Below are 20,909 nucleotides of genomic sequence, written 5' to 3' on the forward strand. Positions count from 1 at the left end.
GTGGAGCCTGCGGGCCTGCCTCACCGTGCGGCCCCGTTCAGGCAACGCGCCATCAGCGCAGCGCCCTCGGCCATGCGCGGGCCGGCGCGCACCAGCACGTCCAGCTCGGCCGGCACAAAGCGGCAGACGCGCCCGGCCTGCATGGCACGCATGCGGCCCCAGCCCGGATAGGGCTCGCCCGATGTGCCCAGGCTGCGGTCGCCGCCCAGGATGAAGTCCGGATCGGCGCGCACCACGAATTCAGGGTTGATGCGCGGGAACGGCCCCAGCTGCGCACCCACGATGTTGCGCATGCCCAGGCGCGCCAGGGTCTCGCCGATGAACGAAGACTCGCCGGCGGCAAAGGGGCCGCGATTGACCTCGAAATACACGGTCTGCCCGCGCAGCGCGGGGGCCATGCTGCGCTCCACCTCCTGCATGCGCGCCTCGATGGCGGACCAGACACGGTCGGCGCCCTGCGCGGGCGGCAGGTCCAGCAACTGGCCCACGGTGCGCAGCACGGCCTGCGCATCGGCATGGGTGCGCGGCTCCAGCGCCACCACCTTGAGGCCCAATGCCTGCAGCCGCGCCACCGAGCGCGAGGCCATGGACACCAGCACCAGATCGGGCTTGAGCGCGACGATGGCCTCGATATTGGGGTCCATGCCGCCGCCCACCACAGGCAGGGTCTTCACATGGGCCGGCCAGTTCGAATAGCGGTCCACGCCGACCAGGCGCTGGCAGCCGCCCAGCTCGCATACGGTCTCGGTCAGCGAGGGCAGCAGGCTGACGATGCGCTGCGGCGGCTGTGGCAGCTCCACCGGAACGCCCCGCCCATCCGTGACCCGGATGGCAGCCTGCGCCGCAGACAGCGCCAGTGCCAACGCCAGGCCCCACAGGGCGGGACGCCATGGCCTCACGGCTGCGGGCCCTTGAGCGCCAGCGGCAGGCCGGCGCACATCAGCGTGACGGTTTCGCAGCTTTGCGCCGCACGCTGGTTGAGCACCCCCAGCGCATCCACAAAGGCCCTCACCTGCGATCCCAGCGGGATCACGCCCAGGCCGATCTCGTTGCCGACCAGGATCACCGGGCCGGGCGCAGCTTGCAAGGCGGCCAGAAAGGCCGTGCATTGGCCCTCCCATCCGCGCGCCAGTTCCTCGGAAGGCTGGGCCGGCATCATCCAGTTGGTCAGCCACAGCGTCAGGCAGTCCACCACCAGCAGGCGCTGCGGCGTGCTGTGCCGCGCAAGCATGGCGGCCAGGTCCAGCGGCTCCTCAAGCGTGGCCATGCCGGGCACGCGCTCGGCGCGGTCGCGCCGGTGGCGGGCGATGCGCTCGCGCATTTCGTCGTCCCAGGGCTGGCCGGTGGCGATCAGCGCGGCCTCGCGGTCCAGGGCGCCATCGAGCCAGGCGCGGGCCAGCAATTCGGCACGGCGCGACTTGCCGCTTTTCTGGCCGCCCAGAATGAGTTGGCTGCGCGCAAGCGAATAGGTGGAGATCTGGTCGGTCATGACGCCTGGCCTGCGGGAATGTCAGCGCCCAGCAGCGCCGCCACGGCGCGCGGCTGCGAGGCAAACCAGGCATGGAAATAGCTGGCGTGCACGCTGCCCTGGCGGTACAGCGCCTCGCCCCGGTCGGGCTGGGGAGCCTGGCCGGGGCGGCTGCTGCGCCCGGCCTCGGCCATGGACGTGTCCAGCCGGCTGTAATGGAAGGTATGGCCGCGCAACAGGCCCCAGGGCGTGGGCAGTTGCTGCATGCCCAGGCCGGCCAGGCGCGGCTGCATGCGCGCATGGCCGGGCAACAGGCCCCAGAGGTCCGTGGTCCGGCCTGCAGTGTCGGTCAGTCGTTCGCACAGCGCGAGCATACCGCCGCACTCGGCCCAGACCGGGCGGCCGGCAGCCACGTGGGCGGCAATGTCACCGCGCAGCGCGGCCTGGGCGGCCAGCGCGTCCAGGTGCAGTTCCGGATAGCCGCCGGGCAGCCACAGCGCATCGCACTGCGGCAGGCGCTCTGCGGCCAGGGGCGAAAAGAAGGCGATCCGCGCACCCATGGAACGCAGGCAGTCGAGGTTGGCCTGGTAGATGAAGCTGAAGGCCGCATCACGCGCCACCGCCACGGTGCGGCCCGCCAGCCAGGGCTGCACGGCTTCGGCAGGTTCCGGGCACGGTTCAAAGTCCACGGACCAGTCCTGCCAGCTGGCGCCCTGCCCCGCTTCGGCCTGCCAAGGCAACTGGCCCAGCGGCGTGGCCAGCAGCGCATCGGCGGCCACGTCCAGGCGCTGCAGGGCATCGTCCAGCTCATGCGCGGCAACCAGGCCCAGGTGCCGCTCGGGCAGCAGCGAGGTGGCGCCTGCACCCTGCACCCGCGCCAGCGCGCCCAGCCACAACGAAGGCTCGCGCAGGCCGGCACGCAGCAGGTCGGCATGGTGGGCGCTGCCCACGCGGTTGGCCAGCAGGCCGGCCCAGCGCAGGCCCGGCCGGTAGTGCTGCAGGCCATGGGCCAGTGCGCCAAAGGTGCCGGCCATTCCCGAGGCGTCGATCACGGCCAGCACTGGCAGGCCCAGCTGCTCGGCCACATCGGCAGCGCAGGGCGTGCCGTCGAACAGGCCCATGACGCCTTCCACCAGGATGAGGTCGGCCTCGCAGGCGGCAGCGTGCAGGCGCTCACGCATGTCGGCCTCGCCCGTCATCCACAGATCGACGCTGTGCACGGGCGCACCGCTGGCCAGCTCGTGCCAGTGCGGATCCAGGAAGTCAGGGCCGCACTTGAACACGCGCACGCGGCGCCCCTGGCGCGCATGCAGCCGCGCCAGCGCAGCCGTCAGCGTGGTCTTGCCCTGGCCCGAGGCCGTGGAAGTGATCAGCAGCGCCGGGCAGCGTGCCCCGCCCCGGCCAAGGTCAATATTCATGTGTATTTGTTTGCTCCGTGCGACGCTGCCTTGAACCGGCCGCTCCGCCAACGCGGCGCATTGTAGTGCGCACCCCCGCCGTATCCGCACCCGACCCGCACCGCGCCCGCAACCAATGCTTACGCATTACACCCCGCCGAAGCAGACGCGTCCTACACATGGCGCTACGATTTTGTGAGACAGTCTGCCGCCTGCGCTCGAATACCTGAGCACGGCGCTGACGTCAAGCCTTCTAAGCCCCCCTGCTATCAGGTTTCCTCGGATACTTCCACGGAATGCGCTCACTTCGTTCGCACGTCCTACAATCTCAGCGTCTATGACCTCCCAGACTTCCCTCGACCACATTGCAGAGCGCGTGGAGCGCCTGCTGGTTCGCCACGAGGAACTGCAACGCACGAATGCGCTACTCGCCGAACAGGTGGCGGCCCTGACCCAGGAGCGTGATTCACTGCGCTCGCGGCTCAACGCCGCCCGGGCCCGCGTCGATGCCCTGATCGAGCGCCTGCCCTCCAACCAGGGGGCTTGACCCCCTTCGCAACCGCCGACGCCCCGAACGCCCATGAAGCAGATCGAAGTGCAAATCCTGCAGCAAAGCTATGTGCTGACCTGCCCCGATGGCCAGGAAGAGCGTCTGCTCGAGGCCGTGCGCCGTGTGGACACGGCCATGACCCGGATCCGCGACAGCGGCAAGGTCCGCTCGCGCGAGCGCGTGGCCGTGCTGTCCGCGCTGAACATGGCCTTCGACGTGCTGGACCGCGAAGCGCAGGAAAGCGCCATGGCCACGGCCCAGGCCGAAATGCAGTCCCTGCATGACGAGGTCACTTCGCAGCATGCCGCCCAGTCCCTGCCACCCGAGCCCAGCCCCGAGGAACTGGCCGAGCGCCAGCGCCAGCAGGCCCTTGCCGAGCAACTGGTGCTGCGCCTGGACCAGGCCCTGGAAAGCGATGCTCGGCTGCTCTGAGCCGCTGCACTCCCCGTCTACCCAACGGCCTCTTCGGAGGCCGTTTTTCATGGCATCGGCCATGTCAATGGAAAGTCCATGCCGTTCAAAGAACTTGATTGCGGGCCTGCCCAATCGCCGTAGAATGGAGGCGTCTGCAAACCCGCCGGGCTTTATAGTTCCTTGGACCAATGCTCTATGAGCCCGGGCTTGGTACATTGCCATTCGAGCGTGATCGTCTCGCGTTAGATGAACCCAACGTCTGGCTGCCCTTGCCCCCCTGAACCCCGGTTCAGGATGACGGCCCGGTGGTCTTTGCAGACACCTGATTCCAACCCGGCGCACCTCCACGGTGCGCCGGGTTTTTTGTTGCCCTCCCCTCCCCGCCCATCCACTACCGATCTTCTGCCGCATGCCTGACCTGCTGTTTCTCGAACTGGCCCTGCTGGGCCTGTGCTCCGGCTTCCTGGCCGGCCTGCTGGGAGTGGGCGGCGGCATGGTGCTCGTGCCGTTTCTGACCTACTTTCTCGACAAGCGCGGGGTCGGCCCGGATCTGTCCGTGAAGATGGCGATCGCCACGGCCATGGCCACCATCGTGTTCACCTCGATCTCCAGCCTGCGCGCCCACCATGGGCGCGGCGCCGTGCGCTGGGACATCGTGCGCAGCCTGGCGCCGGGCATCATCACGGGCGGCCTGCTCGCCAGCCTAGGCGTTTTCGCGCTGCTGCGAGGCAAGTACCTGGCACTGTTCTTTGGCGTGTTCATCGGCTACATGGCGCTGCGCATGCTGCGCAGCAACAGCCAGCCCACGGCCACGCGCGCCCTGCCGGGGCCGCTGGGGCTGTACGGCGCGGGTACGGGCCTGGGCTTCATCTCGGGGCTGGTGGGTGCGGGCGGGGCCTTCATCAGCGTGCCCTTCATGATGCGCTGCTCGGTGCCCATGCACATGGCCGTGGGCACCAGCGCGGCGCTGGGGTTTCCGATTGCCGTGGTGAATGCGGCGGGCCTGATCTTCACCGGCGCGGGTGACGCGGGGCGCCCCGAATACTCGCTGGGCTACCTGTGGCTGCCGGCCCTGCTGGCCCTGGCCTGCTGCAGCGTGCTGACGGCACCGCTGGGGGCACGGGCCGCGCACCGGCTGCCCGTGGGCCAGCTCAAGCGCATCTTTGCCACGCTGCTGTTCGGCCTGGCGGCCTACATGCTCTGGAAGGGCTTGAGCGCAGGCAACTGAGCGCTCGCGGCCTGGGCCATTCTCTGCCGGTAGGCGATGGCGCCAATGCCGGCGCGCTGCGCCTGCAGGCATTCGCCGAACTGCTCGCGCGGCAGGCCAGGCGCGCACAGGAAGCCCTGGAAGTAGTGGCCCTGCATGCGGTGGATGGCCGTCAGCTGCTCGTGCGTTTCCACGCCCTCGGCCACGATCTCCACGCCCAGCGCCAGACCCAGGCTGATGATGGCGCCGACGATGGCCTGGTCGCCCTCGTCGCTGGGCAGGCCGCGCACGAAGCTCTGGTCGATCTTGATCTTGGAGATGGGCAGCTTCTTCAGGTAGGCCAGGTTGGAGTAGCCGGTGCCGAAGTCGTCAATCACCATGCCCACACCCAGATCGGCGATCTGGCATACGCGCAGCGCCATGTCCTGGGCGTCCTGCAGCAAGATGCTTTCCGTCAGCTCCAGCTCCAGCAGCTGGGGTGTCAGGCCGTAGCTGCGCAGCAGCTCGGTCACCCGCTCGACAAAGCCTGACTGGCGGAACTCCAGCGCCGACACGTTGACCGAGACCTTGATGGGCATGCCCTGCTGCTGCCAGCGTGCAGCCTCCTGCACGGCCTGCTCCATGACCCAGGCGCCCAGCGTGACGATGTAGCCCGACTCCTCGGCCAGCGGGATGAAGACACCCGGCGAGACCACGCCGAATTCGGGATCGGTCCAGCGCAGCAGCGCCTCGGCGGCGACGATGCGGTCGCTGTCTATGTGCACCTGTGGCTGGAAGTAGACCGCCATGCGGCCATGCTCCAGCGCCTGGCGCATGGCATGCTCCAGCTTCATGCGCGACAGCAGGCCGGCGCTCATCTGCGGCTGGTAGAAGCTGAAATGGCCCCGGCCCCGTTCCTTGACGCGGTACATGGCGGTGTCTGCCTGGCGGATCAGCTCATCCAGCGTGAGGCCATCGGCTGGATACTGGGCCACGCCGATGCTGCACTGCACGGAGAAACCCAGGCCGTCGAGCAGGAAGGGGCGCTCCATCTCCTGCAGGATGCGCTTGGCCACCGACGCGGCCAGCTCGGCGTTGCAGCCCTGCAGATAGAGCACGAACTCGTCGCCACCCAGGCGGCACAGGATGTCCACGGGCCGCATGCAGTCGCTCAGGCGCTGCGCGACCAGCTTGAGCACGCGGTCGCCGAACTGGTGGCCCAGCGAGTCGTTGATGATCTTGAAGCGGTCCAGGTCGATGAACAGGATGCTGAACACCGTGCCGCCTGCGCGCGCGGCCTCGATGGCTGCATCCACGCGCTCCGTGAGGTTCAGGCGGTTGGGCAGGCCGGTGAGCGCGTCGCTGTAGGCCAGCTGTTCAATGCGCTGCTGGGCCACGCGCTGCTGCGTGAGGTCGCGCATGAAGCCGATGCTCTGCACCACGTCGCCCTGCGCGTTGCGCAGCGGCACCCATGACAGGCGCACGGCGCAGCGCGCGCCGCCGGCCTGGCGCAACCACAGGTCGCCCTCCCAGAAGCCGCCCTGGTGCCACTGGATGCGGGCCAGGTCGCCCAGGGTGTCGGCCTGGCCTTCGGAGGCCTCGAACAGCGACTCCACCGTGCGTCCCTGCACGGGCATGCCGCCCAGCAGGCGTTCGCAGGCCGGGTTGGTGCGGGCCACATCCATGTAGCCGTCGGCAATGAAGATGCCGTCCAGGCTGGACTCGAAGACGCGCGCAGCCAGCTCCAGGCCCGCCTGGGTCTGGGCCTCGGCCGTGATGTCGCGAAAGGAAAAGATCCGCCCCATGGGCAGGCCCCGGCGCAGCTGGGGCACGGCGCGGCGCTCCAGGATGCGCCCGTCGCGCAGGTCCAGCACGTCGGCCGCCTCCATCAGGGGCTGGGCCGACAGCAGCTTCAACTGGCGCGCATAGGATTCGGCATCGCGCACCTGGCTGGCCAGGTGGTCGAGGATGGCCACGTCGTTGCGGCGCACCAGCAGCGCCTCGGGAATGCCCCAGAGCGTGGCAAAGCGGTGGTTGAAGGCGCGGATGCGGCCATCGGGATCGCAGACCAGGATGGCGTCGGCCGCGGACTCCAGCGTGGCGCGCAGCTCGCCCAGCAGGCTCTCGAACTCGGCCTCGTGCAAGGCCTGCTCGCGCCGGTCCAGCATGCTGACCAGCAGCACCTCGCCGTCGAGCGCGCGCACGCGCATCTCCACGGGCGCCAGCTGGCCATCGGCGCGGCGCACCTCGGCAATGAACTGGGCTCCGGCCTGCCAGTTGAAGGGATCGCTCCAGAAAGCCTGCTGCTGCGGCGTGGCGGCAAGCACCTGCACGGGCAGGCCCGGGGCCGCATCGGCCTCATAGCCGGTGACGGATTCGCTGGCGGCGTTGGCGCGCAGCACCTTCAGGGTGCGCGCATCGATCAGCCACAGGGCCTCCTGCAGTGCATCCAGCAGGCGGGGCCAGGCGCGGTTGAGCGCTTGCTTGTTCAAGACGCCACCTTCGGTGGATCCAACTCCACCGCCCGTTCAAAGTAATAGCAGACACGCCGACGCGGCGACAGGTAGTCCAGCGCATCGCGCGGCAGCTGCGCGGGCGCCACTCCCCGGCGTATGCCCAGCTCGGGAAACAGCTCCAGCGCCAGCACGGGCGCCTGCGCGGCCGGCACGCCGGCATCGTGCACCATCACCGAGGGCTTGAGCGGGCGTGATGCATTCACGGACATGACCATGGCATGGCGCCCGTCGGTCAGCTCCACCACCGAGCCCGGGGGGAACACACCCATCATGCGGATGAAGCCATTGAGCACGGGCGCGGCGAACTTGTCGCGCAGCCGACTGAACAGCATGGACAGGGCCTCGTGCGGCGTATGCGGCGTCTGTGCATCGCCAGGATTGCACAGGCGATCGTAGCTGTTGACCAGGGCCAGGATCTGGCCCGTGAGTTCCATGTCTTCGGCCACCAGGCTCAGCGGGAACCCCGTGCCGTCGGCCCATTCATGGTGCTGGGCGATGGCCGTGGTGACCTGGGCCGACAGGCCCATGCGCATGGCAATGGCCACGGATTCGCCCACATGGCGCTCGTAGCGCTCGCGCAGGGCGTCGGGCACGGAAGGCTCCAGGGCCAGGCCGTGCATGCCTTCGACACCGGCCACGGGCTTGCCCGCGTCATGCAGCAGCGCCGCCAGGCCCAGGTCGCGCAGCAGCGATTCCTGCAGGCCCAGGGCCCGGCCCAGCAGCAGGCTGAGCACGGTCACGTTGACGGCATGCACGCTCTGGCTGCTGCCCACGCCATCGGACAGCAGGTGAATGGCCACGTCCTGCGGGCCCGCCAGTTCGGCCAGGCAGCCATCGACCAGGGCCTCGGTGGGCATGCGCGCCTGCTCGGGCGCGCTGGCAATGGTGGTCTCTATGGCCACATAGCCGCGCTCCACCTTCTGAAAGCGCGCATTGCAATCCTCCAGCCGGCCGCGCCAGTCGGGCACGGACAGCAGCAGCGGTGCTGGAGCAGGTTCGGTGGGTGCAGGCTCGGGGGCCACCACGACGGGCGGCAGCTCCTGCGGCGGCGGGGTGCGCACCTCGGCGGGCCAGGTGTCGCTTTTGTGCGGGACACAGCGCACCACCTCCAGGCCCAGGGATTTCAGGGTCTGGATCTGTGCGCTGGAGGTGATCTTGAAGCTGCTGACCGGAAAGGGATGGTTCAGCCACCCAACATCGAGCTGGACAAACATGCCCGGACGGAGGTCTCGGATATCGATGAGGACGGAATGGTTCACGCGCGGCAACGGCCCCGAGGCTGAAGGAATCGGCAATATGTAAGCCGATGATTCGGGCATTATCTCCAGTTCTGAGGGCCTCGCAGCCAATCCGCGACCCCAGGTGCCAAGTCTGGCCTCAGCTGTTGCTCAACGGCACCAGAGGCTGGGCTTGTAGATCAGGTCCATCCACAGCGCCCAGACGGCCACGCCCACCAGCATCAGGCCGGCCAGGCGCGTGCCCCATTCGGCGCGCAGGCCGTTCAGGCGCTGCCGGCCCAGCCGCCACAGCCAGGGGCCGGCCACCAGCCACAGGCCGCTGCCCACGCCAAAGGCCGCCATGGCCAGCGCGCCCTGCAGCGGGCCGCCGCTGAGCGCGGCGACCAGCACGGCCGAATACAGCAGTCCGCAAGGCATGAGCGCCCAGGCATAGCCTGCCGCCAGCGTGCCGCCCGGCGCCGACACCCAGGGCTGCACGCGCCGCCAGGCGGCGCGGCCGGCTGACTCCAGCCAGGCGGGCTGGCGGGCCTGCACCATCATGGCCAGGCCCCAGGCCATCACGGCGACATGGGTCAGCATCCAGAACGGCTGCAGCGCCGTGGTCTGGCTGGTGAGCCAGGACAGGCTCTCCATGGCCAGGGCCGAGGCAGCGCCCAGGCTGGCATAACCGGCCAGACGGCCGCCGTGGAACAGCGCCGTGCGCAGCCACAGTCGGCTTTGCAATCCATGCACGGCCACCACCTGCGAGCCGCCGCCCTGCCCCGCCCCGCCCGTGACCACGCCGCAGGGCGCAGCGCACATGGCAAGGCAATGGGGCCCGCCGACGAGCCCCATGATCAAAGCGGTCCAGAGCAGCGACAACAGCATGGGGCCTAGATGATCCTCGAAAACCGCGCCCGGTTCTTGTCCGCCTGCAGATATCGGTCAAACAGCATGGCCACGCCGCGCACGAAGTACCAGCCCATGGGAGTGACCTGGAAGCCCTCGTCGCTGATCTGCACCAGGCCCTTGGCCTGCAGGTCCTCCAGGGCCGCCATCTCGGGCGCGAAGTACTCGCGAAAGCCCAGCAGCCAGGCCTGCTCCATGGGCTCGAACAGCACGGCGCCCTGGCACATGATGGCCATGATGACGGCGCGGCGCACCAGGTCGTCGCGCGACAGCGCCAGGCCCCGCACCACGGGCAGGTGGCTGGCGTCGATGGCGTCGTAGTACTCCTCCAGCGTCTTGGCGTTCTGGCTGTAGCTGGCACCCACCTTGCCGATGGCCGAAACGCCCAGCGCAATCAGGTCGCAGTCGGGCTGGGTGCTGTAGCCCTGGAAGTTGCGGTGCAGCCGGCCCTGGCGCTTGGCCACGGCCAGCGAGTCCTCCGGCAGGGCGAAGTGGTCCATGCCCACATAGACATAGCCACCGTCCATGAACGCGGCGATGGAACGCGACAGCATGGCCAGCTTGTCGGCCCCCTGGGGCAGATCCTCGGCCGCAATGCGCCGCTGCGGCTTGAAGCGCTCGGGCAGGTGGGCATAGGCATAGAGCGCGATGCGGTCGGGCCGCAGCGCGTTGACCTGGGCCAGCGTGCGCTCGAAGGATTCGGGCGTCTGCTTGGGCAGGCCGTAGATCAGGTCCACGTTGATGGAGGCAAAGCCCAGCTGCCGCGCGGCCGCCACCAGCTCGAACACCTGCTCGGCCGGCTGCACGCGGTGCACGGCGATCTGCACCTGCTCGTCGAAGTCCTGCACGCCGAAGCTCAGGCGATTGAAGCCCAGCTCCTTGAGCACGGCCAGGCGCTCGACGCTGACGGTGCGCGGATCGACCTCGATGGAGTACTCGCCACCCGGCTCCAGCTTGAAATGCTCGCGCAACAGGCCCATCAGCGTGCGCAGCTCGTCGTCGGAGAAGAAGGTGGGCGTGCCGCCGCCCAGGTGCAGCTGGCTGACGGTCTGGCCCTTGCCGCAATGGGCCGTGTGCAAGGCCATCTCGCGCGCCAGGTAGTCCAGGTAGACGGCGGCGCGATCGTGGTGGCGCGTCACGATCTTGTTGCAGGCGCAGTAATAGCAAAGCGACTCGCAAAAGGGCACGTGCACATACAGCGACAAAGGCATGGCACGCGCTGCGGTACTCGATTTGCGTTGTTGCAGCGCCAGGATATAGTCCTCTGCACCAAAGGCCTCGACAAAGCGGTCGGCGGTAGGGAACGAGGTGTATCGGGGCCCCGGTACGTCAAAGCGACGCAGCAGCTCTGGGGTGACAGCGGTCATGGGTTTTTTCCTCTAATACCTCGACTGTGCCGCAGCACATCGGTCATGTCCTTGACTCATATCAAGAGTTGTTTGAGGGACTGCTGCGACAATTTGATCCAACTCATCGCAATCCACGAGGTCACCGCCGGCACGCTGTGTGCCGCTGATGTTTATCACTCCATGAACCTTCAGACCATCAAAGCCTCCTGCTCCAACTGCAACCTGCGCGAACTGTGCATGCCCATGGGCCTGGATGCCGAGCAGATGCAGCGCATCGACGACATCGTGGCCACGCGCCGCAAGGTCAAGCGCGGAGGCCTGCTGTTTCGCAACGGCGAGACATTCACCTCGCTGTACGCCATCCGCACCGGCTTCTTCAAGACCTGCGTGGCCACCGAGGACGGACGCGACCAGGTCACAGGCTTTCAGATGGCCGGCGAGATCATCGGCCTGGACGGCATCGTCAACGACCACCACACCTGCGATGCCGTCGCGCTGGAAGACGCCGAAGTCTGCGTCATGCCCTTCGACAAGCTGGAAGACCTGTCGCGCGAGGTCACGGCCCTGCAAAACCATGTGCACAAGGTCATGAGCCGCGAGATCGTGCGCGAGCACGGCGTGATGCTGCTGCTGGGCAGCATGCGCGCCGAAGAGCGCCTGGCCGCCTTCGTGCTCAACCTCGTGCAGCGCCTGCATGCACGGGGCTTTTCCAAGTCCGAACTGGTGCTGCGCATGACGCGCGAGGAAATCGGCAGCTACCTGGGCCTGAAGCTGGAGACGGTGAGCCGCACCTTCTCCAAGTTCGCGGACGACAACATCATCGAGGTGCGCCAGCGCCATCTGCGCATCCTGGACACGGAGGCGCTCAAGCGCATCGTCAACAGCCAGCAGTGCCAGTGAGGCTGCAAGGGCGGCAAGCATTCATCCGCCAATGAACAAGGCCCGCGACAGCGGGCCTTGTTCATTGCGGCGGGCTCTCGCTCAGTCCCGCCCCAGCCCCTGCATGGCCAGGTCCGGGTCGGGCTCGGAGACCACGCCGTCATTGAGATCGCGGGCCGAGCAGCCCAGCATGGTGGTCATCAGGCTGGAGAGCATGGTCACGCCCCAGAAGGCGAAGAAGGCCAGCGTGTAGATGCCCTGGCGCGACCAGCCCAGGTCGCCGAGCCAATGCAGCTCCAGCGGGTCCACAAAGGCAAAAACCAGCATCTCCATCACGGCGGCTGCCAGAAAGGCAGGCCAGGCAATCCACATCCAGCGTTGGGCCAACATCAGCGATCTCCTTGTGCTGTCGAGGGGTCGCCTTCATTGTGCGCCGCGCCAACGCATGGCGCCAAGCCCCGCAGCGCCCTGCACGCCTGTAGGAAACCCTCACCCGTCGCGCATGCCGGAGATGCGATCCGCCATGCAAAAAGGCCGCGACTGCGGCCTCTTGCAGGGGTGCACGGCGATCAGCGGTCCGTGGGGTGATCGTGCGCGGGCGTAGCCGCATGGTTGCGGCCGGTGACGGCGGGCGCCATGCTCTTGGGCACTTCGCGCACGCCATCGGCACGCTCGTTGATCGTGATGCCGTTGCGGTAGTAGTCGGGGTCGATCACGGGATCGGCGCCATTGATGGCGATGATGGCCGTGATCACGGCAGCGACCACCACGGCCGCCGGGCCGGCCACCACCAGCCAGACATGGCCGAACCTCCACCAGGGCTTGCCGGCGTCGGGGTGCGAGGGAGCCTGCGCGGGCGCGGAAACTGCGGGACTGGAAGACATGGGAAACCTCTTTCTTTCAGGCGGCAGGCGCGGACCGTGCCGCGCCTGCCAGGAACATCACCGGGGCACCAGGAAGACGGCCTTTTCGGACGCGCGTCCCGCGCCTGAATGCACGGCATCGATATCGAAGAATACGGTGTGCGAGCCCGGCTCGGCCGAACCGTAGGGAATCTGCAGTCGCGCCGCAATGCCGCGCGTCTCGGCCGGGCCGACCTCGACTTCCTGCTCGGACGCCAGCTCCAGCCCATCGAGGCCATGGGCGCTGATGCGGTAGCGCTGGGCCTGCTCGGTGGCATTCATGATCTGCAGGCGGTAGACATTCTCCAGCTTGCCGCCCGCCACGATGCGCGACAGCGAGGCGCGGTCGCGGATCACGTCCACCTTGACCGACTGGCGCAACGCCAGGCTCACGATCATGGCCACGCTCAAGCCGATCAGCACGGCCGAGTAGATCAGCACGCGCGGACGGAAGATGCGGCGCAACACCTGGGCACGCCGCCACAGGCCGGCCATGGCGTTCTGCGTGGTCAGGCGGATCAGGCCGCGCGGGTACTCCATCTTGTCCATGATGGAATTGCAGGCGTCTATGCACAGGCCGCAGCCAATGCATTCGTATTGCAGGCCGTTGCGGATGTCGATGCCCACGGGGCAGACCTGCACGCACATCTTGCAGTCGATGCAGTCGCCCAGGCCCTGGGCCTTGTAGTCCACCTTCTTGGTGCGCGGTGCACGCGGCTCGCCCCGGCCCGTGTCGTAGCTGACGATCATGGTGTCCCGGTCGAACATGGCGCTCTGAAAGCGCGCATAGGGGCACATGTACTTGCAGACCTGCTCGCGCATGTAGCCCGCGTTGCCATAGGTGGCAAAGCTGTAGAACAGCACCCAGAACATCTGCCAGCTGCCCTGCAGCGCCAGCAGCTCGCCGCCCAGCTCGCGGATGGGCACGAAGTAGCCCACGAAGGTGAAGCCGGTCCACAGCGCAATGGCGATCCACAGCAACTGCTTGAGCGACTTCTTCCAGGCCTTCTCGAAGGTCCAGCCGTTCTTGTCCAGCCGCATGCGCGCGCTGCGGTCGCCTTCGACCTTGCGCTCCACCCACATGAAGATCTCGGTGTAGACCGTCTGCGGGCACGAGAAGCCGCACCACAGGCGCCCGGCCACGGCCGTGAACAGGAACAATGCCAGCGCCGAGATGATCAGCAGGCCCGCCAGGTAGATGAAGTCCTGCGGGTACAGCACCAGCCCGAAGAGATAGAAGCGCCGCGTTCCGAGGTCGAACAGCACCATCTGGCGCTGGCCCCACTCCAGCCAGGGCAGGCCGTAGAAAACCAGTTGGGTAAGAAACACCAGGGCCCATCGCCAGCGTGCGAAGACACCGCTGATGGAGCGCGGGTAGACCTTCTTTTCCGACTCGAACATCGACACCAGCTCGCCCGGATCAGGCGTGGCCGGCGTGATCGGAATGACTTTGCGGGGAGGCTTCCCGGTGTCATCCCCGCTCTCGGGCTTCATGGTGGGTTCCTTTGTTTTTTTGAAATATCTGAAAACTCAAAACGCAAAAAGGCGGCGCCGCAGCGCCGCCCCCGTGCTTACTGACGGACTGCGCCGTCTTTGTGCGACATGCCCCAGACATAGGAAGCAAGCACCGCGATCTGCGCCTCGGTCAGCTTGTCCTTCTGGGCAGGCATCTCGTTGTGCTTGCCGTTGTTGATCATGGCCGTGATGGCGGCCTCGCCCCAGCCGTGCAGCCAGATGTCATCGGTCAGGTTGGGTGCGCCCAGGGCCTGGTTGCCCTTGCCGTCCATGCCGTGGCAGGCAGCGCAGGCCGTGAACTTGGACTTGCCCAGCGAGGCCTTGAGCGAGTCGTGCGGGCTGCCCGACAGGCTCAGCACATAGTGCGAGAGGTTGCGCACATCGTCGGGCGTGCCGACGGCAGCGGCCATGGGCGGCATGATGCCGATGCGGCCGCCCGTGATGGTTTCCCTGATCTTCTCGGGCGTGCCGCCATGCAGCCAGTCGCCATCGGTCAGGTTGGGGAAGCTCTTGCCGCCGCGTGCGTCCGAGCCGTGGCACTGTGCGCAGTTGTTCATGAACAGGCGCTCGCCGATGGCCATGGCCTGGGGGTCCTTGGCCATGTCTTCGGTGCTCATGCTCGTGAACTTGGCGTACAGCGGCTCCAGGTCCGCGCGGGCCTTGGCCATCTCGTTTTCATAGGCGCCCAGCTGCGTCCAGCCCAGCTTGCCCGCGAACGAGCCCAGGCCCGGATAGGCCGCCAGGTAGGCGAAGCCGAACACCGAGGTGATGATGAACAGCCACATCCACCACTTGGGCATGGGGTTGTTCAGCTCGCGCAGGTCCTCGTCCCAGACGTGGCCCGTGGTGTTGTCGGCCGAGGGGACCACCTTCTTGCGTGCGGTGAGATACAGCAGCAGCAGGCAGCCGATGATGCCGCCCAGCGTGATCGCCGTGACATAGATCGACCAGAAGTTGTTTACGAAATCGCTCATGGGAAGTTCTCGTTCTGGTGGAGGGACTCAGTCTTGCTCGAACGGCAGCTGGGCGGCCTCGTCGAAACGGGCCTGGTTGCGGCGGGCGAACGCCCACCACCAGATGCCGATGAAGCAGGCCAGCGAGGCCAGCGTGGCCACGATGCGCATGGTGGTGATGTCCATGTCGCTCTCCTTTACTTGACCGAACGGCCCAGGACCTGCAGGTAGGCGATGACGGCGTCCATTTCCGTCTTGCCCTTGACCTGCTCGGCAGCGCCGCTGATTTCCTCGTCGCTGTAGGGCACGCCCACCTTGCGCAGCGCGCTCATGTGCTGGGCGACCACGGTGTCATCCACCTTGTTCTTTTCCAGCCAGGTGTAGGCAGGCATGTTGGACTCGGGCACCACGTCGCGCGGGTTGTTCAGGTGGATGCGATGCCATTCGTCGCTGTACTTGCCGCCCACGCGGTGCAGGTCGGGACCCGTGCGCTTGGAACCCCACTGGAAGGGGTGGTCATAGACGAACTCGCCAGCCACCGAGTAGTGGCCGTAGCGCATGGTCTCGGCGCGGAAGGGGCGGATCATCTGCGAGTGGCAGTTGTAGCAGCCCTCGCGCAGATAGACGTCGCGGCCCATCAGCTGCAGCGGCGTGTAGGGCTTGAGGCCCGCCACCGCTTCCGTGGTCGACTTCTGGAAGAACAGCGGAACGATTTCCACCATGCCGCCGACGGCGACCACCAGCAGGGTCAGCACGATCAGCAGGAAATTGTTGGTTTCCACCTTCTCGTGGGAAAAGCTCTTGGGAGCGCTATTGTTGTGATCGGACATGAGTAATGCTCCTAGACGCTCAGGCGTGGGCCACGACGGCAGGCACGGCCACCTTCACCGAACGGCCCGAGATCGCGGTCTTCCAGGTGTTCCACAGCATGACCAGCATGCCGCCCAGGTACAGCAGGCCACCGGCCACGCGGATCACGTAGAACGGATAGCTGGCCTTGACGCTTTCGACGAAGGTGTAGGTCAGCGTGCCATCGGGATTGACGGCGCGCCACATCAGGCCCTGCATCACACCGGCGATCCACATCGCGGCGATGTACAGCACGATGCCGATGGTGGCCATCCAGAAGTGCAGTTCGATGGCGCCCACCGAGTGCATCTTGGTCTTGCCGAACAGGCGCGGGATCAGGTAGTACAGCGAGCCCATGGTGATCAGGCCCACCCAGCCCAGGGCGCCCGAGTGAACGTGGCCCACGGTCCAGTCCGTGTAGTGCGACAGCGCGTTGACGGTCTTGATGGACATCATCGGACCTTCGAACGTGGACATGCCGTAGAACGACAGCGACACGATCAGGAAGCGCAGGATGGGGTCGTCGCGCAGCTTGTGCCATGCGCCCGACAGCGTCATCACGCCGTTGATCATGCCGCCCCAGCTGGGAGCCAGCAGGATCAGCGAGAACACCATGCCCACGGACTGCGTCCAGTCGGGCAGCGCGGTGTAGTGCAGGTGGTGGGGACCCGCCCACATGTAGGTGAAGATCAGCGCCCAGAAGTGGACGATGGACAGGCGGTAGCTGTAGACCGGACGGCCAGCCTGCTTGGGGATGAAGTAATACATCATGCCCAGGAAGCCCGCGGTCAGGAAGAAGCCCACGGCGTTATGACCGTACCACCACTGCACCATCGCGTCCTGCACGCCGGCGTAGGCCGAGTAGCTCTTCATCCAGCCGGCCGGAATGGCCGCGCTGTTGACGATGTGCAGCAGTGCCACGGCGATGATGAAGGCGCCGAAGAACCAGTTGGCCACGTAGATGTGACGGACCTTGCGGATGCCGATGGTTCCGAAGAACACGATGGCATACGAGACCCAGGTCACGGCGATCAGCAGGTCGATCGGCCACTCCAGCTCGGCGTACTCCTTGCCCTGGGTGTAGCCCAGCGGCAGGCTGATGGCGGCGGCGACGATGACGATCTGCCAGCCCCAGAAGGTCAGGCTGGCCAGCTTGGGCATGAACAGCCGCGTCTGGCAGGTGCGCTGCACCACGTAGTAGCTGGTTGCGAACAGCGCCGATCCGCCAAAGGCAAAGATCACGGCGTTCGTGTGCAGCGGACGCAGGCGTCCGTAGCTCAGCCATGGAATGCCGAAGTTGAGTTCCGGCCAGGCCAGCTGCGAGGCGATCAACACCCCGACAGCCATGCCTACCACCCCCCAGACGACGGCCATGATAGAGAACTGCCTTACGACGGAATCGTCGTAATAGACAGCGTTTTTATTTGAACTATCCATCGTGCACCCCTTAGATTGCTATCAAAGTGTTACGTTCTTCGCTCCCGGGCGTGTTGACCCACGTCAATCGTCCCGAAGAATGCGCTCACCCTCTTGCTCCACACTCTCGAACTGCCCGCGATACACGGCCCACCACAGGGCCGCAAGGATGGCCAGCACCAGCACCACCGACAGCGGGATCAGCAAATACAAAATATCCATGGTCAGTTCCCCGTGGCGCTGACGCGCCACGCCTTGCCCCCAGAACGGGCGCGATCCAGCTCAGTGACACCGAGCAAGAGCCGCCTCGCGGCGAAGGTGTCGTTCCCCTCCCGCGAAGCGAGAGAGGGGGAAGCGGCGCAGCCGCTCAGGGGGTGTATTTCCATCAGAACCTCCCCACCGTTGCGGTGGAGCCCGTCTTCATCGCGACGGACGCTGCGGGCGCAGCAGGCGTGCCCGTGTGTTTCGTTGCAGCCAGTGGCAGGCTGCGCGCAAGGCGCGCGGCATTCATCACCACCAGCAGCGAACTCAGTGCCATTCCCAGGCCGGCCACCCAGGCAGGCATGAAGCCCGCCAGGGCCAGCGGAATCGACACCGCGTTGTAAGCGGCTGCCCAGGCCATGTTCTGGCGCACCACCTGCAGCGTGCGGCGCGACAACAGGCATGCCTGGAGTACCAGTTCCAGGCTGTCACCCAGAACAACGAAATCTGCGCGCGATTGTGCCAGGGGCACTGCTCTACCAAACGCAAAAGAGACATGCGCTCCAGCTAAAACTGGGCCGTCGTTGAGGCCGTCGCCCACCATGGCCACGTGGTGGCCGCCAGCCTGCGCCTGCTGCAGGCGCTCCAGCTTGTCCTGCGGGCTGCAGCCGCCTTCGGCCTGGGTGATGCCCACGCGCGCCGCCATGGCGCGGGCCGCGTCCTCGCGGTCGCCGGACAGCAGCATCACCTGTACGCCATGCCGGTGCAGCGCCTGCACCACGGCTGCGGCCTCGGGCCGCACGTCCTCGCTGAGGACGAAGCGGGCCAGCGTGTGCCAGCCCTGCGAGGTCTCCTCGGCCAGCAGCACACCCTGCACGGGCTGCTCCCCGGCCAGGCCTGCGTGCAGGGCCGAGCCCAGCCGCAGATGGCGGCGCGCGCCGGCGCGCTGAACCCAGGCGTCCAGGCCCAGGCCGGCCATTTCCTGCATGGTGTCCAGCTTCCAGTCGGTGGCGGCATCGGCGCCGGCCTGCGCAATGGCGCGCGAGGCCGGGTGGATGGACTGGCGCGCCAGCAGCGCCGCCAGTGCCAGCACTTCGTCGGCGTCTTCGCCCGCAGCAGGCTCGAAGGACGACAGGGCCAGGCCATCGCGCGTGAGCGTGCCGGTCTTGTCGAACACCAGGGTGTCCACGGCGGCCAGCGCCTCCAGGCCCTGCAGGTTGCGCACCAGCACGCCGCTGCGCGCCAGCGTGCCGGCGGCGGTGAGCATGGCCACGGGCGTGGCCAGCGACAGCGCGCAGGGGCAGGTGACGATGAGCACGGCCACCGCCACCATCATGGCCTTGCCGGGATCGGTGGGCCACCACCAGATGGCGGCGCCCAGCGCAGCCAGCAGCACCACGACGAGAAAGGGCCGCGCCACCTTGTCGGCCAGCTGGGCCAGGCGCGGCTTTTGCAGCGAGGCGCTTTCCATCAGGCCCACGATCTGGGCGAAGCGCGTATCGGCGCCCACGCCATCCACGCGCACATCGACCACGGCATCCAGGTTGTAGCTGCCGGCCGTGACGGTATCGCCCTCGGCGCGCAGCACGGGCGTGGACTCGCCGGTGAGCAGGGCCTCGTCGGCATGGGTGCGGCCGCGCACGATGGTGCCGTCGGCCGGGAAGGCCTCGCCACTGAGCACGCGCACCCGGTCGCCCGCGCGCAGGCGGCGCGTGGCCACGCGCTCGAAATGGCCGGCTGCGTTCTCGCGCAGCACGGCATCGGGCAGGCGGTTCATCACCGCCTCCAGCGCGCCGGCCGTGCGGTCGCGCAGGCGCAGCTCCAGCCAGCGGCCGGACAGCAGGAAGAAGACGAACATGGTCAGCGAGTCGTAGAAGACTTCCTCGCCGAAGGGGCCCGAAGGATCGAAGGTGCCCAGCGAACTGATCACGAAGGTGATCAGCATGCCCAGGGCCACGGGCAGGTCCATGCTCACGCGGCGCTGGCGTATGTCGCGCAGCGCGCTGGAGAAGAAGGGGCCGCAGCAAAACAGCACCACGGGCAGCGAGATGACCCAGGAGGCCCAGCGCAGCAGCGTCTCCATCTCCTGCGACAGGTCGCCGGGGCGGGCCACGTAGGCGGGCCACGCATACATCATGACCTGCATCATGCAAAAGCCGGCCACCAGCCAGCGCCACAGCGCACGGCGGCTCTCGGCCTGGCGGCGCTCGCGCGCAAAGGCATCGCGTGCGGGAAGCGCCTGGTAGCCGGCGCGCCGCACGGCCTCCATCCACTCGGAGGGAAGCACCTGCGCGTGGCGCCAGGTGACACGGGCGCGGCGCGTGGCAGCACTGACTTCGGCCTTCTCCACTCCGGGCACGGCACGCAGCGCATCCTCGATGGTCAGGGCGCATGCGGCACAGTGCATGCCTTCCAGAACGACGTGCGAATCCCAGGCGGGAAAGTCGGTGGGTTCCTTGGAAGGGTCGGCGGGAGTTGCGGGGCCTGCGGGCCGTCCGAACGAACTCCACTCCTGCGGGTCATCCAGCAGCCGGGCGGTGGCCTGCTGCGAGGGCGAGGGGCCTGAATCAAGCGCCGCCACTGCCGCCTCGCTGGATGGGGCTATCGTGGTGTGGGGCATGGTTCTTAGCGTAATCGGGCCGCATGATAAGCGTATTGACATTAATCAACCGTTAACTCATGGTTGGGTCTATGCTGACTTCATCCCATCCATCAGCACACACGAAAGGAGCACGCATGTACAACCGCATCCTGATCGCCACCGACGGTTCCGAGCTTTCCGACAAGGCCGTGGACAGCGGGCTGGGCCTTGCCGCGCTGTGCGGCGCCAGCGTCGTCGTCGTCCAGGTGGTGCAACACTATCCGCGCAGCTACTTCGAGGGCGGCGAGACCGTGGACCTCAAGCAGATCGAGCGCATCGAAGGCCAGTGGACTTCCAACGCGCAGACCGTGCTGGATGCCATCCATGCCAAGGGACAGGCTCTGAAGGTCAACGTGACCACCGAGATCGTCAAGTCCGACCTGGTCGCCGAAAGCGTGATCGACGTGGCCAAGCGCCGCGACTGCGATCTCATCGTCATGGCCTCGCACGGACGCAAGGGCCTGCAGCGCCTGCTGCTGGGCAGCGAGACGCAGCATGTGCTCACGCACACCCATATCCCCGTGCTCGTCCTGCGTTGAAGGGTAGC

At 67.2% G+C, this 20,909-nt stretch carries 21 protein-coding genes; 5 read left to right on the forward strand and 16 right to left on the reverse strand.

Annotated features, from left to right (window positions below):
- Positions 1-20: 20 nt before the first annotated feature.
- The 3 genes from IAE24_RS13075 to IAE24_RS13085 are packed head-to-tail and all read right to left on the reverse strand — an operon-like array spanning position 21 to position 2,886.
- Positions 21-899 (reverse strand): ABC transporter substrate-binding protein, encoded by an 879-nt coding sequence (locus IAE24_RS13075; RefSeq protein WP_199961716.1) that lies wholly within the window; start codon positions 897-899, stop codon positions 21-23.
- A complete protein-coding gene (locus IAE24_RS13080; RefSeq protein ID WP_013803219.1) occupies positions 896-1,489 on the reverse strand; it encodes a bifunctional adenosylcobinamide kinase/adenosylcobinamide-phosphate guanylyltransferase in 594 nt (197 codons plus the stop codon). Before IAE24_RS13080 ends, IAE24_RS13075 begins: the two co-directional genes overlap by 4 nt.
- Positions 1,486-2,886, reverse strand: coding sequence for a cobyrinate a,c-diamide synthase (locus tag IAE24_RS13085; protein ID WP_199961715.1), 1,401 nt, complete (start codon positions 2,884-2,886; stop codon positions 1,486-1,488). The genes IAE24_RS13080 and IAE24_RS13085 overlap by 4 nt, the downstream gene beginning before the upstream one ends.
- A 316-nt stretch (positions 2,887-3,202) precedes the next feature.
- On the opposite strand from IAE24_RS13085, the gene IAE24_RS13090 reads away from it, so the two are divergent.
- From IAE24_RS13090 to IAE24_RS13100, 3 genes are all read left to right on the forward strand, one after another.
- Positions 3,203-3,412: a hypothetical protein gene (locus tag IAE24_RS13090; RefSeq protein ID WP_012204637.1), complete on the forward strand. Its 210-nt coding sequence runs from the start codon at positions 3,203-3,205 to the stop codon at positions 3,410-3,412.
- A 33-nt stretch (positions 3,413-3,445) separates the two neighbouring features.
- Complete coding sequence (locus tag IAE24_RS13095) at positions 3,446-3,847, forward strand: cell division protein ZapA (RefSeq protein ID WP_012204636.1); 402 nt, start codon at positions 3,446-3,448, stop codon at positions 3,845-3,847.
- A 391-nt stretch (positions 3,848-4,238) separates the two neighbouring features.
- On the forward strand, positions 4,239-5,057 hold the full coding sequence (locus IAE24_RS13100; RefSeq protein ID WP_013803221.1) for a sulfite exporter TauE/SafE family protein: 819 nt from the start codon (positions 4,239-4,241) through the stop codon (positions 5,055-5,057).
- Here IAE24_RS13100 and IAE24_RS13105 read toward each other — a convergent pair.
- The 4 genes from IAE24_RS13105 to hemN form a co-directional block, all read right to left on the reverse strand.
- Positions 5,021-7,507: a bifunctional diguanylate cyclase/phosphodiesterase gene (locus IAE24_RS13105; RefSeq protein ID WP_013803222.1), complete on the reverse strand. Its 2,487-nt coding sequence runs from the start codon at positions 7,505-7,507 to the stop codon at positions 5,021-5,023. The two genes, IAE24_RS13100 and IAE24_RS13105, sit on opposite strands and share 37 nt — an antisense overlap.
- The gene (locus IAE24_RS13110; RefSeq protein ID WP_071954957.1) at positions 7,504-8,850 is read right to left on the reverse strand and encodes an HD-GYP domain-containing protein; all 1,347 of its coding nucleotides are present in this window, start codon (positions 8,848-8,850) and stop codon (positions 7,504-7,506) included. Before IAE24_RS13110 ends, IAE24_RS13105 begins: the two co-directional genes overlap by 4 nt.
- A 69-nt stretch (positions 8,851-8,919) precedes the next feature.
- Complete coding sequence (locus IAE24_RS13115; RefSeq protein WP_199961714.1) at positions 8,920-9,636, reverse strand: sulfite exporter TauE/SafE family protein; 717 nt, start codon at positions 9,634-9,636, stop codon at positions 8,920-8,922.
- Between the two features lie 5 nt (positions 9,637-9,641).
- Positions 9,642-11,024: an oxygen-independent coproporphyrinogen III oxidase gene (gene hemN / locus IAE24_RS13120; RefSeq protein WP_034391810.1), complete on the reverse strand. Its 1,383-nt coding sequence runs from the start codon at positions 11,022-11,024 to the stop codon at positions 9,642-9,644.
- A gap of 162 nt (positions 11,025-11,186) precedes the next feature.
- Between hemN and fnr the strand changes: the two genes are divergently transcribed.
- Positions 11,187-11,906 carry a fumarate/nitrate reduction transcriptional regulator Fnr gene (gene fnr, locus IAE24_RS13125; protein ID WP_034391808.1) on the forward strand — a complete coding sequence of 240 codons (720 nt, stop codon included), beginning with the start codon at positions 11,187-11,189 and terminating at the stop codon, positions 11,904-11,906.
- Between the two features lie 81 nt (positions 11,907-11,987).
- Here fnr and IAE24_RS13130 read toward each other — a convergent pair whose 3' ends face one another.
- The 9 genes from IAE24_RS13130 to IAE24_RS13170 form a co-directional block, all read right to left on the reverse strand.
- Positions 11,988-12,275: a hypothetical protein gene (locus IAE24_RS13130; protein WP_199961713.1), complete on the reverse strand. Its 288-nt coding sequence runs from the start codon at positions 12,273-12,275 to the stop codon at positions 11,988-11,990.
- Between the two features lie 179 nt (positions 12,276-12,454).
- The gene (locus IAE24_RS13135) at positions 12,455-12,769 is read right to left on the reverse strand and encodes a FixH family protein (RefSeq protein ID WP_071954955.1); all 315 of its coding nucleotides are present in this window, start codon (positions 12,767-12,769) and stop codon (positions 12,455-12,457) included.
- Between the two features lie 57 nt (positions 12,770-12,826).
- The gene (gene ccoG / locus IAE24_RS13140; RefSeq protein ID WP_199961712.1) at positions 12,827-14,281 is read right to left on the reverse strand and encodes a cytochrome c oxidase accessory protein CcoG; all 1,455 of its coding nucleotides are present in this window, start codon (positions 14,279-14,281) and stop codon (positions 12,827-12,829) included.
- Between the two features lie 77 nt (positions 14,282-14,358).
- Positions 14,359-15,276, reverse strand: a complete 918-nt coding sequence (gene ccoP, locus IAE24_RS13145; protein WP_012204626.1) for a cytochrome-c oxidase, cbb3-type subunit III — start codon at positions 15,274-15,276, stop codon at positions 14,359-14,361.
- A 27-nt stretch (positions 15,277-15,303) separates the two neighbouring features.
- Entirely contained in the window at positions 15,304-15,441 is a 138-nt protein-coding gene (locus IAE24_RS13150; RefSeq protein WP_012204625.1) for a cbb3-type cytochrome oxidase subunit 3, read from the reverse strand.
- Between the two features lie 11 nt (positions 15,442-15,452).
- Complete coding sequence (ccoO, locus tag IAE24_RS13155; RefSeq protein ID WP_012204624.1) at positions 15,453-16,085, reverse strand: cytochrome-c oxidase, cbb3-type subunit II; 633 nt, start codon at positions 16,083-16,085, stop codon at positions 15,453-15,455.
- A gap of 19 nt (positions 16,086-16,104) precedes the next feature.
- Complete coding sequence (gene ccoN / locus IAE24_RS13160; RefSeq protein WP_012204623.1) at positions 16,105-17,541, reverse strand: cytochrome-c oxidase, cbb3-type subunit I; 1,437 nt, start codon at positions 17,539-17,541, stop codon at positions 16,105-16,107.
- 63 nt (positions 17,542-17,604) lie between these two features.
- Positions 17,605-17,742, reverse strand: coding sequence for a cbb3-type cytochrome oxidase assembly protein CcoS (gene ccoS, locus IAE24_RS13165; protein WP_013803228.1), 138 nt, complete (start codon positions 17,740-17,742; stop codon positions 17,605-17,607).
- Positions 17,743-17,905: 163 nt separating this feature from the next.
- A complete protein-coding gene (locus IAE24_RS13170) occupies positions 17,906-20,341 on the reverse strand; it encodes a heavy metal translocating P-type ATPase (RefSeq protein WP_199961711.1) in 2,436 nt (811 codons plus the stop codon).
- A 116-nt stretch (positions 20,342-20,457) separates the two neighbouring features.
- Between IAE24_RS13170 and IAE24_RS13175 the strand changes: the two genes are divergently transcribed.
- On the forward strand, positions 20,458-20,901 hold the full coding sequence (locus IAE24_RS13175) for a universal stress protein (RefSeq protein ID WP_012204620.1): 444 nt from the start codon (positions 20,458-20,460) through the stop codon (positions 20,899-20,901).
- Positions 20,902-20,909 lie beyond the last annotated feature (8 nt).

It is taken from the genome of Delftia sp. S65, from assembly GCF_016516495.1.
Classification (GTDB): domain Bacteria; phylum Pseudomonadota; class Gammaproteobacteria; order Burkholderiales; family Burkholderiaceae_C; genus Comamonas; species Comamonas acidovorans.